Source organism: Streptomyces sp. NPDC038135 (genome assembly GCF_055601245.1).
Window position 1 is genome coordinate 436,033 of the sequence record NZ_JBVJXS010000003.1, and the last position, 14,326, is coordinate 450,358.

The 14,326-nt window shown below is 72.9% G+C and carries 12 protein-coding genes; 4 read left to right on the forward strand and 8 right to left on the reverse strand.

What is annotated here, in order from left to right; translation table 11 throughout:
- The first annotated feature begins 137 nt into the window (after positions 1 to 137).
- The gene (locus ACZ7JA_RS10355) at positions 138 to 1,184 is read left to right on the forward strand and encodes an AI-2E family transporter (protein ID WP_351662068.1); all 1,047 of its coding nucleotides are present in this window, start codon (positions 138 to 140) and stop codon (positions 1,182 to 1,184) included.
- On the opposite strand, the gene ACZ7JA_RS10360 is transcribed toward ACZ7JA_RS10355, so the two are convergent.
- Positions 1,154 to 3,277, reverse strand: coding sequence for a SpoIIE family protein phosphatase (locus tag ACZ7JA_RS10360; protein ID WP_389300411.1), 2,124 nt, complete (start codon positions 3,275 to 3,277; stop codon positions 1,154 to 1,156). The genes ACZ7JA_RS10355 and ACZ7JA_RS10360 overlap by 31 nt on opposite strands.
- A 176-nt stretch (positions 3,278 to 3,453) precedes the next feature.
- Between ACZ7JA_RS10360 and aspS the strand changes: the two genes are divergently transcribed.
- Positions 3,454 to 5,217, forward strand: coding sequence for an aspartate--tRNA ligase (aspS, locus tag ACZ7JA_RS10365; protein WP_351662071.1), 1,764 nt, complete (start codon positions 3,454 to 3,456; stop codon positions 5,215 to 5,217).
- A gap of 104 nt (positions 5,218 to 5,321) precedes the next feature.
- Here aspS and ACZ7JA_RS10370 read toward each other — a convergent pair whose 3' ends face one another.
- Positions 5,322 to 5,678 (reverse strand): SH3 domain-containing protein, encoded by a 357-nt coding sequence (locus ACZ7JA_RS10370; RefSeq protein WP_351662074.1) that lies wholly within the window; start codon positions 5,676 to 5,678, stop codon positions 5,322 to 5,324.
- A 383-nt stretch (positions 5,679 to 6,061) separates the two neighbouring features.
- Here ACZ7JA_RS10370 and ACZ7JA_RS10375 point away from each other — a divergent pair, with 383 nt between their 5' ends.
- Together ACZ7JA_RS10375 and ACZ7JA_RS10380 are read left to right on the forward strand one after the other, a co-directional pair.
- Positions 6,062 to 6,784 carry a response regulator transcription factor gene (locus ACZ7JA_RS10375; protein ID WP_470807879.1) on the forward strand — a complete coding sequence of 241 codons (723 nt, stop codon included), beginning with the start codon at positions 6,062 to 6,064 and terminating at the stop codon, positions 6,782 to 6,784.
- Positions 6,781 to 8,397, forward strand: coding sequence for a sensor histidine kinase (locus ACZ7JA_RS10380; protein WP_470807880.1), 1,617 nt, complete (start codon positions 6,781 to 6,783; stop codon positions 8,395 to 8,397). Before ACZ7JA_RS10375 ends, ACZ7JA_RS10380 begins: the two co-directional genes overlap by 4 nt.
- Before the next feature lie 145 nt (positions 8,398 to 8,542).
- On the opposite strand, the gene ACZ7JA_RS10385 is transcribed toward ACZ7JA_RS10380, so the two are convergent.
- The 6 genes from ACZ7JA_RS10385 to ACZ7JA_RS10410 all read right to left on the reverse strand — a co-directional run bounded on the left by ACZ7JA_RS10385 (position 8,543) and on the right by ACZ7JA_RS10410 (position 14,324).
- Positions 8,543 to 9,757: an ABC transporter permease gene (locus ACZ7JA_RS10385; protein ID WP_351662082.1), complete on the reverse strand. Its 1,215-nt coding sequence runs from the start codon at positions 9,755 to 9,757 to the stop codon at positions 8,543 to 8,545.
- Positions 9,754 to 10,500: an ABC transporter ATP-binding protein gene (locus tag ACZ7JA_RS10390; protein WP_389300422.1), complete on the reverse strand. Its 747-nt coding sequence runs from the start codon at positions 10,498 to 10,500 to the stop codon at positions 9,754 to 9,756. The genes ACZ7JA_RS10385 and ACZ7JA_RS10390 overlap by 4 nt, the downstream gene beginning before the upstream one ends.
- Positions 10,497 to 11,876, reverse strand: coding sequence for a peptidoglycan-binding protein (locus tag ACZ7JA_RS10395; RefSeq protein WP_470807881.1), 1,380 nt, complete (start codon positions 11,874 to 11,876; stop codon positions 10,497 to 10,499). Before ACZ7JA_RS10395 ends, ACZ7JA_RS10390 begins: the two co-directional genes overlap by 4 nt.
- A gap of 21 nt (positions 11,877 to 11,897) precedes the next feature.
- Positions 11,898 to 12,479 (reverse strand): hypothetical protein, encoded by a 582-nt coding sequence (locus tag ACZ7JA_RS10400; RefSeq protein WP_470807882.1) that lies wholly within the window; start codon positions 12,477 to 12,479, stop codon positions 11,898 to 11,900.
- A gap of 148 nt (positions 12,480 to 12,627) precedes the next feature.
- On the reverse strand, positions 12,628 to 13,347 hold the full coding sequence (locus ACZ7JA_RS10405) for a nucleotidyl transferase AbiEii/AbiGii toxin family protein (RefSeq protein ID WP_351662094.1): 720 nt from the start codon (positions 13,345 to 13,347) through the stop codon (positions 12,628 to 12,630).
- Positions 13,348 to 13,412: 65 nt separating this feature from the next.
- A complete protein-coding gene (locus ACZ7JA_RS10410; RefSeq protein WP_351662097.1) occupies positions 13,413 to 14,324 on the reverse strand; it encodes an RpnC/YadD family protein in 912 nt (303 codons plus the stop codon).
- Positions 14,325 to 14,326 lie beyond the last annotated feature (2 nt).

A 14,326-nucleotide genomic window follows, 5' to 3' on the forward strand; every position in this document is an offset into this window, starting at 1 on the left:
CCCTCCACCCCGTCGCCTGGTCCGCTCGCCGAGCGGACCGGGCGACGGGCATGTGCGGGGCCCCGGGCGCCGGCCCCCTCACCCGGCCGGTCCCGTGCGGCAGGACAGGCGGCCCGGTGGCGTGATCCGCTGGGGATGTGTCGCTGCTGCCCGAGTCCGTGCGCCGTCTCGCCGCCTGGTGTGCCGTCGTGCTGCTGGTCGCCGGGGTCGGCTGGGTGGTGATCCGGCTGTGCGCGGTGCTGCGCACCGCCGTCGTGCCGGTGCTGCTCGCGCTGCTCGGGACGGCGCTGCTCGGCCCGCTGTACCGGCGGCTGGTGAAGGCCAAGGTGCAGCGCTCTCTCGCCGCCGCGCTGACCTGCGTCGCCGTGGTGGCCGTGGTCGGCGGCGCCGTGTACATCGTGGTCGCCGCGCTCGTCGACACCGGTGACCAGATCATCGCGTCGGTACGGCAGGGCGTCAGGGCCCTGACGAAGCACTTCGGGGCCGCCGGGACCGGGCTGGACGACCTGATCGGCAACGCCAAGAAGCTGCTGGGCAAGTACGGCGGGACCGCGGCCTCCAACGTCATCAGCGGGGTCGGCGTGGTGGGTGAGTACCTGGCCATGGCCCTGCTCGCGCTGCTGCTCGTCTTCTTCTTCCTGCGCGACTCCCACCGGGCGGCCGGGGCGCTCCGGATCGTCGCGCCCGGCCCGCTGGGCGACACCCTGGAGGCGCTGGCGCGACGTGCCTTCGGCGCGGTGCAGGGGTTCATGCGGGGCACCACGGTCATCGCGCTCATCGACGCCGTCTGCATCACCGTCGGCCTGCTGATCCTGCGGGTGCCCGGCGCGATCGGGCTCGGCGCGCTCGTCTTCGTCGGCGCCTACATCCCCTACCTCGGCGCCTTCATCTCCGGCGCGGTGGCCGTGCTGGTCGCCCTCGCCGACCGCGGCCTCGTCATCGCGCTGTGGGCGCTGGGGGTGGTGCTCGCGGTGCAGGTGCTGGAGGGGCACGTGCTCCAGCCGGCCATCCAGAGCCGGACCGTGCACATGCACCCCGCGGTGGTGCTGCTGGCGATCACCGCAGGGGCGTCCGTCGCGGGCATCCTCGGCATGCTGCTCTCGGTGCCGCTGACCGCGGCCGCCGTCGGCGTCGTGAACGAGCTGCGTGAGCGTCACACGGCGGCCGGGCCGCCGGACTCGTAGAGCTCGAACCAGATGCTCTTGCCTTTGCCGCGCGGGTCCACCCCCCACAGGTCCGCGAGCAGCTCGATCAGCATCAGGCCGCGGCCGGAGGAGGCCAGCTCCCCGGGCCGGCGCCGGTGCGGGAGGTCGTCGCCGGAGTCCGTGACCTCCACCCGCAGCCGGCGCCCGCCCGGCTCCCCGGCCACCTCGGCGAGCAGCAGCGCGTCCGCGTCGGTGTGCACGAGGACGTTGGTGACCATCTCGGAGACCAGCAGCACCGCGGAGTCCACCTGCTCGGCCGACACCCAGTCGTGCAGCAGCTCGCGCAGGTGCCGGCGGGCCTCGGCGATCCGCTCGGGCTCGTCCTGGGCCACGGGCAGCAGGGTGCGCCGCAGCCGGGGCTGCACGGTCAGCGTGTCGTCGCGGCCGCAGCCCGCGCCCTGCCGGCACAGCAGCAGCAGCGCGATGTCGTCCTCGCGGCGGTCGGCGAGCGGGCCGGTGGTGTGGTGCGACGACGGTCCGTGCACGCCCTGCACCAGCGCGTCGGCCAGCGACTCCAGATCCCCGGTGTGCGCCTCGAGGATCGCGCGTATGCGCCGCCAGCCGCTCTCCATGTCGTGGCCGCCGGTCTCGATCAGGCCGTCGGTGCACAGCATCAGGGTCTCGCCGGGCTCCAGCGTGAACCGGGTGGTCGGGTAGTCGGCGTCCGGGTCGACGCCCAGCGGCACCCCGCCGGCCGTGGGGCGCATCATCACCGTGCCGTCGGCCATCCGGATCGCCGGGTCCGGATGCCCGGCGCGGGCGATCTCCAGCATGCCGGTCGCCGGATCGGCCTCGACGTAGAGGCAGGTCGCGAAGCGCACGTCGGTCATGTGCTCGTCGTGGGTGATGCCGTGCAGGAAGCGGGCGGCGCGGGAGAGCACCGCGTCCGGGCGGTGCCCCTCGGAGGCGTAGGCGCGCAGCGCGATCCGGAGCTGGCCCATCAGGCCCGCCGCCCGGACGTCATGCCCCTGGACGTCGCCGATGGCCAGTGCGAACCTCCCGGCGGGCAGCGGGATCATGTCGTACCAGTCGCCGCCGACCTGCAGCCCGCCCCCGGTCGGGATGTAGCGGGCGGCCACCGTCATCCCTGGGATCTCCGGGCCCAGCGACGGCAGCATGGAGCGCTGCAGGCCCTCGGTCAGCTCCCGCTGGGTGTCGGCGGCGCCGGCCCGGTTCAGGGCCTGGGCGAGCATCCGGGCGACCGTCGTCAGGACCGCGCGCTCGTCCGGGGTGAAGGCGACCGGGTAGGTGAAGGCCGCCATCCAGGCGCCCATGGTGCGCCCGGCCGCCGTGAGCGGCAGGAACGCCCAGGAACGGCGCTCGAAGTGCCGGGCGAGGGGCCAGGTGACGGGGTAGCGCGCCCGGTACTGCTCGGGGGAGGAGAGGTAGACGGCCCGGCCGGTGCGGACCACCTCGGCCGCCGGGTAGTCCGCGCTGAGCGGCATGTGCAGGAAGGGGCCGTCCTCACCGGGCTGCTGCCCGTGGTGGCCGATCACCGTCAGCCGCTCGCCCTCCACGCCGAACACCGCGAGACCGTCCGGGGAGAACCCGGGCATCGACAGTCCGGCCGCGACCCGCAGCACCTCCGCCGTGGAGCGCGCCTCCGCCAGGGCCCGGCCGGCGTCCAGCAGGAACGCCTCCCGTGAGCGGCGCCAGTCGCCGGTGACCGCGTTGCGGGCCGCCGCGGTGCCCGGGGTGGGCTCGGTGACCTCCTGGAGCGTCCCGATCAGTTCGTACGCCCGCCGGTCCGGGTCGAAGGACGGCTTCGAGCGGCTGCGGACGACCCGTACGACCTGGCCCTCCTCGTCCATGATCCGGATCCGCACCTCGGCCAGCGTGCCCTCGTCGACCGCCAGCGGCACCACTCCGGTGATCTCGTTCCAGTCCTCCGGGTGGAGCCGTGCCCGGGTCTGGTTCTCGGTGAGGGTGACCGGCTCCGGGGGCAGCCCGAGCAGCCGCGCCGCCTCCCCGTCCACGGTGACCAGTCCGGCGGCGGTGTCCCAGTGCCACAACCCGGTCGCGAGGGCGGCGAGGACGTCACCCACGGACGGCAGAGACTCGCCTGTACGCATTGCCCCCATTTAAGGAGATGTGCTCGATAACTGCCACCCTTGGCGGACGCCGTAAATGGTGGGGAGCCGATCTTGGCGTGCCCGGTACCCTTGATGGGTCCGGGCCCCGTGCCCGGCCCCCGCCGGGGCGGCAGTCCCGGCACTCATCACCCCACCACGAAGGACGATGAACGACGATGCATCGGTACAGGTCCCACACCTGCGGCCAGCTCCGCGCCTCTGACGTCGGCACCGACGTCCGGCTGAGTGGCTGGCTGCACAATCGGCGCGACCTGGGCGGCATCCTCTTCATCGATCTGCGCGACCACTACGGCATCACGCAGCTCGTGGCCCGTCCCGGCACGCCCTCGTACGAGGCCCTGGACAAGCTCTCCAAGGAGTCCACGGTCCGCGTCGACGGCCGCGTGGTTTCACGTGGAACCGAGAACGTGAACGCCGACCTGCCCACCGGTGAGATCGAGGTCGAGGTCTCCGAGGTCGAGCTGCTCGGCGCGGCGGCCCCGCTGCCCTTCACCATCAACGCCGAGGACGGGGTCAACGAGGAGCGGCGCCTGGAGTACCGCTTCCTGGACCTGCGCCGCGAGCGCATGCACCGCAACATCATGCTGCGCACGGCGGTCATCTCCGCCATGCGCCAGAAGATGGCGGTGATGGGCTTCAACGAGATGGCGACGCCCATCCTGTCCGCCACCTCCCCCGAGGGCGCCCGCGACTACGTCGTGCCCTCCCGGGTCCACCCTGGCAAGTTCTACGCGCTGCCGCAGGCCCCGCAGCAGTTCAAGCAGCTGCTGATGATCTCCGGCTTCGACCGGTACTTCCAGATCGCCCCCTGCTTCCGTGACGAGGACGCCCGCGCCGACCGCTCGCCGGGCGAGTTCTACCAGCTCGACGTCGAGATGAGCTTCGTGGAGCAGGAGGACGTCTTCCAGCCCATCGAGAAGCTCATGACGGAGCTGTTCGAGGAGTTCGGCGGCGGCCGCCACGTCACCTCCCCGTTCCCGCGCATCCCGTTCCGTGAGGCGATGCTGAAGTACGGCTCCGACAAGCCGGACCTGCGCGCCAAGCTGGAGCTCGTCGACATCACCGACGTGTTCGAGGGTTCGGAGTTCAAGGCGTTCGCCGGCAAGCACGTGCGGGCGCTGCCCGTGCCGGCGGTCCAGGACCAGCCGCGCAAGTTCTTCGACCAGCTCGGCGACTTCGCCGTCTCGCTGGGCGCGAAGGGCCTGGCGTGGGTGCGCGTCGGCGAGGACGGGACGCTGACCGGCCCGATCGCCAAGTTCCTGACCGAGGAGAACGTCGCCGAGCTGACCAAGCGCCTGTCGCTGGCGCCCGGCCACGCCATCTTCTTCGGCGCCGGCGAGTTCGACGAGGTCTCGAAGATCATGGGCGCGGTGCGGGTCGAGGCCGCCAGGCGCTCCGGTCAGTTCGAGGAGAACGTCTTCCGTTTCTGCTGGATCGTCGACTTCCCGATGTACGAGAAGGACGAGGACACCGGCGCGATCGACTTCTCGCACAACCCGTTCTCGATGCCGCAGGGCGGTCTTGAGGCCCTGCAGACCCAGGACCCGCTGGACATCCTCGGCTGGCAGTACGACATCGTCTGCAACGGTGTCGAGCTGTCCTCCGGCGCCATCCGGAACCACGAGCCGGAGATCATGCTCAAGGCCTTCGAGATCGCGGGTTACGACCGCGAGACGGTCGAGGAGAAGTTCGCGGGCATGCTCCGCGCCTTCCGCTTCGGCGCCCCGCCGCACGGCGGAATCGCGCCCGGCGTGGACCGGATCGTCATGCTCCTCGCGGACGAGCCCAACATTCGCGAGACGATCTCCTTCCCGCTCAACGGCAACGCCCAGGACCTGATGATGGGCGCGCCGACCGAGCTGGACGAGTCGCGCCTGCGCGAGCTGCACCTCTCCGTCCGGAAGCCGCAGCCCAAGTAATCCGCGCTCCGTTCTCGGGACGGATCAGAGGGGCGGCCCCCGCAGGGGGGCCGCCCTTTTTTTCTGCCGTTCCCGGATTCCGGTGCGGAATCCGTTCAGCGGTATCAGAATCCGCAGTACACCGAGCTGCCGTAGTCGCTCAGCAGGTCGTCGCGGATCCAGCCGTACACCCCTGTGCTGTCGTTGCGGGCGTACGTCCAGGTGTAGTCGCCGGCGACCGTGTAGCAGTGGTAGTCCAGCCGCTGGGTGGAGTAGGCGATCCCGTTGATCGCACAGCTGGTGCTGGAGCCGCTGCGCTCGTTGGCCCCGTCCGCCGTCTTGTTCCAGGCGCTCGAGTCCTTGTCCGCCACGGTCTTGCCGCAGGACGCGGCCGCCGAGGCCGGCGTGGTCGCCAGGGCGATCGGCAGGCTCGCGGCCACCGCCACGAGCGTGGGCAGAACGACTGCGAATCGACGCTTCATTGAACCCCCATCGTCGTTGTTCTTGTCGTTGTCGCTTTTCCTTTCGCGTCACCCGGGGTCGTCCGGGTCCCGAGTGGCACTAGTACGATTCGGTGCCGGACGGACTGAAGAAATGCTTCCGATAAGGGATGTCCGTTTCTGTTCGATGTGCGACCGAAAAGAAATGATGGGGGAATAGGTCATTCCTGTGCCGTTGTGTGACATGCGTACAACCCTGAGCGGGGTGGCCGTTCGGCTGGAATTGGTCGTGCCGCCTGCCCGTGGATCCGCCGGTTCCGCAATTCCCGTTACCGGCCGGCGGCGGAAGAGAATGCCCCGTATCCGCCCCTGAACAGCACGGGTGCAATCCGGTACGGTGTGGAATCCCAGGCGAAGGAGTCGCATTGCCCGCTCGCATACTGGTGGCCGAGGACGACGTGAAACAGGCGCAACTCATCCGTATCTACCTGGAACGGGAGGGCCACGACGTCCAGCTCGTGGCCGACGGACGCTCCGCGATCGACCGGGCCCGCGCCTCCCGGCCGGACCTGATCGTCCTCGACGTGATGATGCCGAACGTCGACGGACTCGACGTCTGCCGCATCCTGCGCATGGACTCCCGGGTGCCGATCCTGCTGCTGACCGCCCGCAGCACCGAGGAGGACCTGCTGCTCGGCCTCGACCTCGGCGCCGACGACTACATGACCAAGCCGTACAGCCCCCGCGAACTGACCGCCCGGGTGCGGGCGCTGCTGCGCCGGGCCCGGGCCGCCGAGGGCGAACGGCCCGCCCTGCTCACGGTCGGGGACCTGGTGATCGACACCGCCCGCTTCGAGGTACGGGCGGCCGGTGAGCCGGTGCCGCTCACCGGCAAGGAGTTCGCGATCCTCGCCGTGCTCGCGGGCGAGCCGGGGCGTGCCTTCACCCGGGCCCAGATCATCGACCGGGTCTTCGGGTTCGACCAGAACGTGCTGGAGCGCACCGTGGACGCGCACGTGATGAACCTGCGGCGGAAGCTGGAGCGGGGCCGCGACGGGACCCGGTACGTGGAGACCGTGTACGGGCGGGGCTACCGCCTGGCGACGCGGCCGCCCGGGACGCCGGCGCCGGACGGCGGGACGCGGTGAGCTTCCGGCTGCGGGTGCTGGGCCTGCTGGCCCTGATCGCCCTGACCGCCACGGGCGCCACCGCCTGGCTGACGTTACGGCAGGCCGCCAGCCAGGCACGGGACTCGGTGACCGCCGGACGCCAGGACGTGGCGCGGATCACCGACGCCCTCCAGTCGTACGGCCTGCGGCACGGCACCTGGGACGGGGTGGCCCCGACCGTGCGGAGACTGGCGGCGGACACCGGCCAGCGGATCCGGGTCACCACCGAGACGGACGTCCTGCTCGCCGACTCCGACACCCTGGCCGGCCGCACCCCGCGCCCGGTCGGCGGACAGCCGCCCCTCCTCGTCGATCCCCGGCCGAGACTGCGGCTGCCGGAGACCTCCGTACCCCTCGCCTCGGTCAAGCGGACGGTGGCCGCGATCGCCGACTACCGGTCCGCCGTCACCTACGCCACCTGCCTGACCAGGGCCGGCGCGCAGGTCACCGCCCGGACCGGACGGACCGGCATCCCCCGGATCAGCACCGACCGGGACCAGGCCCGGTGCGTCCGGCCCGACCCCGGAGCCGACCCCCGGGCGGGCGAGGACCACGCGGCCGTCTCGCGCTGCTCCGGCGAACAGCGCCTCACCGCCTGCCTGCAGCGGGTCTTCAACGAACGGACCGCCACCCTCGCCCCGCCGCGCCTCCAGGTGGGGCTCGGCTTCCGGGGCGAGGCCCCGGCCGGCCTCGCCGCCGCACCGACCGTGGCGGTCGCCTCCGGTGTCGCCCTGGTCGCCGTGCTCGGCGCGCTGCTGCTCAGCCGGGCCGTGCTGCGGCCGGTGCGGGCCCTGACCTCGGCCGCCCGGGACCTCGGCGAGGGCGAACTGGAACGGCGGGTGCCGGTCTCCGGACGGGACGAGATGGCCGAACTGGGCCGGGCGTTCAACCGCATGGCCCACTCGCTGCAGGCCGCCGAGGAACGCCAGCGCCGGCTCACCGCCGACATCGCCCACGAACTGCGCACCCCGCTCGCCAACGTGCGCGGTTACCTGGAGGCGCTGCGGGACGGCGTGGTCGAACCGACGCCCGAACTGCTCGACTCCCTGCACGAGGAGGCGATGCTGCAGCAGCGGATCGTCGACGACCTCCAGGATTTGGCGCTGGCCGAGGCGGGGGCGCTCACCTACCACCGGGCCGTGGTGGACCTCGGCGACCTGCTGGAGACCAGCCGCACCGCCCATCTGGCGCAGGCGGAGGCCGCCGGTGTGGCGCTGCGGACCGAGGCGCCCCGTCCGGTACGGGTCCACGCCGACGCCCACCGGCTGCGGCAGGTGGTCGGCAACCTGGTCGGCAACGCGCTGAGGGCCACCGCGCCCGGCGGGACGGTGACCCTCCGCGCCGAGCGCCGGGACGGCACGGCGGTGCTCCTCGTGCGGGACACCGGCAAGGGGATCCCCGCGGAGCAGCTGCCCCGCCTCTTCGACCGCTTCTGGCGCGCGGACCCCGCGCGCGGCCGCACCACGGGAGGCAGCGGCCTCGGCCTCGCCATCGCCCGCCAGATCGTCACCGACCACGAAGGCACGATCGAGGTCACGAGCCGTCCGGGCACCGGGACCACGTTCACGGTGACGCTGCGGGCGCTGGAGTGAGGGACGCGGCGCGGCCCGCGGCGGTCGTGCGCCGCTCCGGTGAGACGGGGGCCGGACCTGGAGCGAACCGGCGGTCGCCCTGCGGCGAGGGACCGGCGGCCGGGTCTGCGCCGGGCCGTGGAAGGACGGCCGCAGGCACCCGCGTTCATGGCCCGGCCAGCGCCTCCGTCGGGGTCAGGCGGCCCGCCCGGACCGCCGGGTACAGGCCCGCCAGCGCCCCGATGAGGAGGGTGACGGCGACACCCGCCGCCGTCGCCCAGACCGGGACCTGCGTCGGCCAGCCGCGTACGGACGCGAAGACGGCGGTGATCGCCGTGCCCAGCACCGTGCCACCGAGACCGCCCAGAGCCGACAGCAGCAGCGACTCCGAGACGAACTGGCCCCGGATCTGCCCGCTCGTGGCGCCCAGCGCGCGGCGCAGGCCGATCTCCGGGCGGCGTTCCAGGACCGAGATCACCATGGTGTTGCCCACCCCGACCCCGCCCACCAGCAGGGCCACCGAACCCAGGCCGAGCAGCAGCCCGGTCAGCGTCGACTCGGTGGCCTCCCGGGCGGCCAGCGCGTCGGACGGCCGGGAGACCAGCACCGCGTTCGGCTTCTCCGGGTTGGCCGTCGCCGCGAGCACCGCCCGTACCTGGGACACCCGGTCGTCACGGGCCCGTACGTACACCGTCGAGGGATGGCCGTCGAAGCCCAGGTACGTCCGCGCCGCCTGCCAGCCGACCAGCGCCGAGCCGTCGATCTCCGGCGCGAGCGGCACCGGTTCCAGGACGCCGACCAGGGAGAACCACGTGCCGCCGAGCCAGAGCCGGGTGCCCGGCGTGTAGACGTCGAGCCGGCGGGCGGCCTGTGCGCCGAGCACCACCGCCGGGTACTCCTCGGTCGCCTCGGTCAGCCACCGCCCGACCCGCACCTCGCCGCCGACCGCGGGCAGCAGTCCCGCCCCGGCCGCGGCCACCTCCACACTGCCGGTGCGCCCCACGGGGATGTGCTCGTTGCGGTAGACCGCCGCTTCCTTGACCTCACCGGTCGCCGCGACCTGGTCCACCGGCCCGATCCGCCGGATCATCGGCACCGCCTCCTGGGGCAGCCGGGTCGCCGTGCCGTCCGGCGTCCGACCGGGAGCGACCCGCAGCATGTTGGTGCCCAGCGCGTCCAGCCGGCGGTCCACCTCCGCCCGGCTGGAGGACGAGATGCCGACCACGGCGACCATCGCCGCCACCCCGATCGCGATCCCCAGCGCGGAGAGGAAGACGCGCAGCGGCCGGGTGCGCAGGCCGGTGCCGCCGAGCCGCAGGAAGTCGGCGGGCCGCAGCCGGGCCGGCCGGAGCGTTCCCCCGCCCGCCGTGCCCGGCCTCATCGCCGGTCCTTTGTGCCCGCCGGGGCGGTGCGCGGGCCGCTGCCGCTGTCGGCCACGACGCGTCCGTCCCTCATCTCCACCCTGCGGTCGAACACCTCCGCCATCTCCCGGTCGTGGGTGATGACGACGACCGTGGTGCCGGCCGTGTGCAACTCCCGCAGCAGGGCCAGCACCGCTGCCCCGGAGGCCGAGTCGAGGTTGCCGGTGGGCTCGTCGGCGAGCAGCAGCGCCGGTTCCCCGATCACCGCGCGGGCCACCGCCGCCCGCTGCCGTTCGCCGCCGGAGAGCTGGTGCGGCAGGTGGCCGAGCCGGTGGTCCAGCCCGACGCGGGCCAGCGCCCGCGCGGCCCGGCGCCGGCGTTCCCGCAGCGGCACCCCGGTGTAGAGCAGTCCGTCGGCGACCGTGTCGAGCACGGGCACCCCGACCGCCAGGTGGAACTGCTGGAACACGAACCCGACGCGCTGCGCGCGCAGCGCGGACAGCTCCCGGTCGGAGAGGCCGGCGACCTCGTACCCGTCGATGACGATGCGACCGGCGGACGGCCTGTCGAGGGTGCCCATCAGATGCAGCATGGTCGACTTGCCCGAGCCGGACGGCCCGACGACGCACGCGAGTTCGCCGTGCCGGATGGTCAGCTCGACGTCCGCGACAGCCGTGACGCCCCCGGCGTACGTCTTGGAGACGCCCGCGAACTCGACCACGGGCGTGGCGGGAGCGGCGTACTCGGTGTCCGGTGGGGTCACTTGGGGATCCTCACCTTCATGCCCTCGCGCACACCGGGACCGCTGACCTCCACCTTGCCCCCGGCGAACAGCCCCGTCCGCACCGGGACGAAGCGTCCCGGAGCACCGGCGTCCCCGTTCTTGCCGTCCCGGGCGCCGTCGTCGGCGAGCTCCAGGCCGTAGCCGCCCTCGGCGAGCGCGGTCAGCGCGGCGACCGGCACGGTGAGGACGTCCTTGCGCTGTTTCTGCGTGTACCGGACGGTGACCGGGCCGCTCTGCAGCCGGCCCAGGGAGCGCTGGTCGTCGAAGGTGACCACGACGGAGACCGTCGCGGACTTGCCGTCCGCACCACCGCCGGAACCCCCGTCCGCGCCTCCGCCGTCGCCACCGCCGTCCCCCGCGCCGTCACCGCCCCCGCCGGACGCCGCCGAGGCGTCCGAGCCCAGGCTGGCGACGGTCCCCTCGACCGAGCGGCCGTCGGGCAGGTCCACGGTGACCCGGCTGCCGCGCCGCGCCCAGTCGGTGTCGGCGGCCGGAGCGCTGACCGTCACCATGCGGGAGGTGCTGGTGTAGCTGACCTGACCGCCGGCGGCCTCGTCGCCGACGCGGGCGCTGGTGCCCGCGACCCGGACCGGGCCGGGCGCGTACACGACGTCGCCGGCCCCGACCCTGCCGGTCTGCGGCAGTCCCAGGTCCTTCTGCCAGCGTTTGACGGCGTTCGCGGTCAGCTCGGTGTACGACTCGTCGACGGTGAACCCCGAATAGCCGAGCGCGCTGAGGTTGCTCTCGAACTGCTTGACGTCCATGCCGTTCAGGGGCGCGGCCGCGGCGGCGCCCGGGCGGGTGACCGAGGCGGACGGGGTGGTGCCGGCCGCGGACTTGCCGCCCGTCGTGCCGCCGTCGCCCGCGTCCGCTCCCTCGACATCCGGCCGCTCCGGCTCCACGAGCCCCAGGTCCCGGTACATCGGCAGACTGCCGTACAGCAGGACCACCGGCCGGTCGTCGGCCCGCATCACCGCCTGGCCGCGCCGCAGGACGGTACCGGTGGCCGGCAGCCAGGTCACCGTGCCCTTCGCCTTGACCGGGAACGGGACCTGGGGGCCGTGGCCGAGCTGTCCGTCGACCTGGGTCTGGTCGGTGAGGGTCGCCCGGGTGACGTGGACGACCTGGCTGCTGCGGCCGGGCGCCGCGCCGCCGTCGTCGGGGCCGCCGCTCCCGCCGAGGCCCAGGGCGCCGACGACGCTGACGCCGGTCACGACGAGGAAGCCGGCCACCACGAGGGCGAGCCTGTTCCGCCGGCGTGCGGCGGCCCGGCCCGGCCCGGCGGCCCGGACCGTGTCCCCCGGATCGTCCGGGCCCGCCGCTCCCGCCGCCGGCTCGTGGTGTCCGTCCTTCATGACGTCCACGGCACCCGCCCGTCAGCCCTGGGCCGAGGGCGCGTCGGTGGGCACGTCGATGATGGAGGCGCACTCGCGCGTGGCTCGCTTGGCGCCCGCGGACGTGGAGTCCCAGGTGACGTCGCGGAAGTGGCCGTCGGAGTCGGTGTCCGGGAAGTCGGCCGCGCCGTGCTCCTGCATGCACTTGGCGTACTTCTGGTTCTTGCGGATCTCCGCCTTGGACAGCTCGGGCTGCTGGGCCTTCTCGACGCTCTCCGGGACGGGCACGCTGAGGTCCGCGCACTTCTCCTGGGCCTTGAGGGCCTTGGGATCGCGCTTCCACTTGGACTGGTCGCCGAGGTCCACCTTGCCCTGGGCGTCGGGGTCGGGCGCGTCGAGACCGGCGCCGCGCAGGCAGTCGACCCACTTGCGCTGGGCGTCGACGTACTCGGTCAGCTCGCTCGACGCGTTCTTGGAGGCGCCCGCGCCCGCCTTGCCGCCGCCGGCCGAGGCGATCTCGCCGCCGTCGTCGCCGTCACCGCCGCAGCCGGCGACGCCCACCACGGCCGCCACCGCCACTCCGACCAGCCAGGTCCGCGCCCCTAACCGCCGCCGCGCACTCATCACCGAGCCCCCTTCACGCCGTCGCCGCCCGGCCTGTTCCGGCCGGGCGGCGACGAATGTAGATCCGGGGTGATGAAGAACCCATGAAGAAGCCGTCAAGAACCGTTCCGGAGGAAAGGGCGCCCTCGCCGTCGCCGCTGTCGCCCGGTCAGGCGCCGGAGTCGGGGCCGGCTTCCGGGTCCGGGTCCGGGTCCGGCTCGGTGTCCGGGGAGGCGCCGTCCTCCATCAGCCGCTCGGCGATGTCGTCGGACCAGTGCTGCGCCCAGGCGCGCAGGGCGAGGACCTGGGGCTCGTCCAGGCCGTACCGGCGGAAGTCGGCGTCGGCGTAGAAGTCGGTGCCGGTGAGCCGGGACTGCAGAGTGGGCAGGTCGAAGGGGTCGTGGGCGTGGCGGCGGCCCAGTTCCTCCAGGCGGGGCAGGGGGAACCGGGCGGCGGCGCCCCGCGCGTCGACGAGGTCGACGGCCGCGCCCCGGTCGTACAGCGCGCGGATCTTCGTGCCGACGGCGTCCTCGAGTGACAGGGCGGGCCCGTACTCGGTCAGCTCGGGCGGCTGCCAGAAGGCTTCCTTGTGCAGGGCGAGCGCGATGGGCTCCCCGCTCGGCGGGTCGGTGACGGTGAGCTGCGCGGTGAGCGGGGTGACGGCTCCGACCCGCACCCGGCGTCCGCGCGCCTCCAGCGCCGAGTCGACGGCGGCCACGATGTGCTCCATGACCTTGGGGCTCTCGGTGGCGAAGTCGACGTTGGCGTGCGGCCGGGACACCAGGCCGTGCGCCTGCAGGGCGTAACCGCCCGCGAGCACCAGCGCATACGGGCTGCCTGCGCCGAGAACGTCCGCGAGAAGTCGCAACTGGGGATCGGAAGGGCTCACGGCATCCGTACTCTGCCAGAAGGGGGGCGGGGTGAGGGGGTGCCCCGCCCGGGAGACCTCGTAGGTCAGGACTCGGTCTGTTCCGCGACATCCCCGGCGAAGAGGTCCTCCGCCCGCGAGACCGTGGCCGCCCTGTCCAGCCAGTCGGCCACCCGGTCGGGGTCGGTGCAGGAGGTGATGCGCTTACGGGCGTCGTCCGAGACGGGGATGCCGCGCACCTCGAGGACGCGCAGGACTCCCTTGGCCTCGCCCTCGGCTTTCCCTTCGGCCTTGCCCTCCAGGTACGTCTCTTCGAAGAGGGTTCCCCGGCCGGGGAAGTAGGTGGCGACCATCTTCTGCAGACCTTTCCACGTCTCCCTGGCCGGAGTGTTCTCCAGGCCGACTTCCACGAACTCACACCAGTACTTCGCTGTGGCCTTGTCGAAGGACCGCATGCCGCGGGCCAACATGTGCAGTATGGCGTCGATGTTCCTGCTCTCGCTGTGCACGATGGCAGAGATGGTCGCCATCGCCGGTTCGTCGGCGACCTTCGACACGTCGGTGATCTCCGGAACGTTGTGCGGACCCAGGACGAACGGGCGCGTCACCTGGGTGGCCCAGGGGCCGACACGGCTCTCGAACGGCCCGGCCGCCCACATCGAGGTCGGCTTGTTCTTGCAGACCACGACCAGCAGTACCGGGAGCTCGAACTTCGCATGCAGGTACGCCACGTAGTAGGCCCAGCTGATGCCCTTGTCCGGGGCTCGACCGGTCTGTGCCTCGATGGCGACCATGAACCGGTCCCCCTCAGAAGGCTCGACTTTCAGCACGGTGTCCACACGGCGTTCCAGGGGACGGATCTCCGTGGCGTCGGGGGACAGCGCCTCGACGATCGACTTGGCCGGAGGCGGCAGGCCCAGCGCCTCGAAGACGGGGGCGAGAACCTCGGGGTGCTCCTGGAAGATCCGGTGTGAGGCCTCGTGTGTCGATGTGACCATGT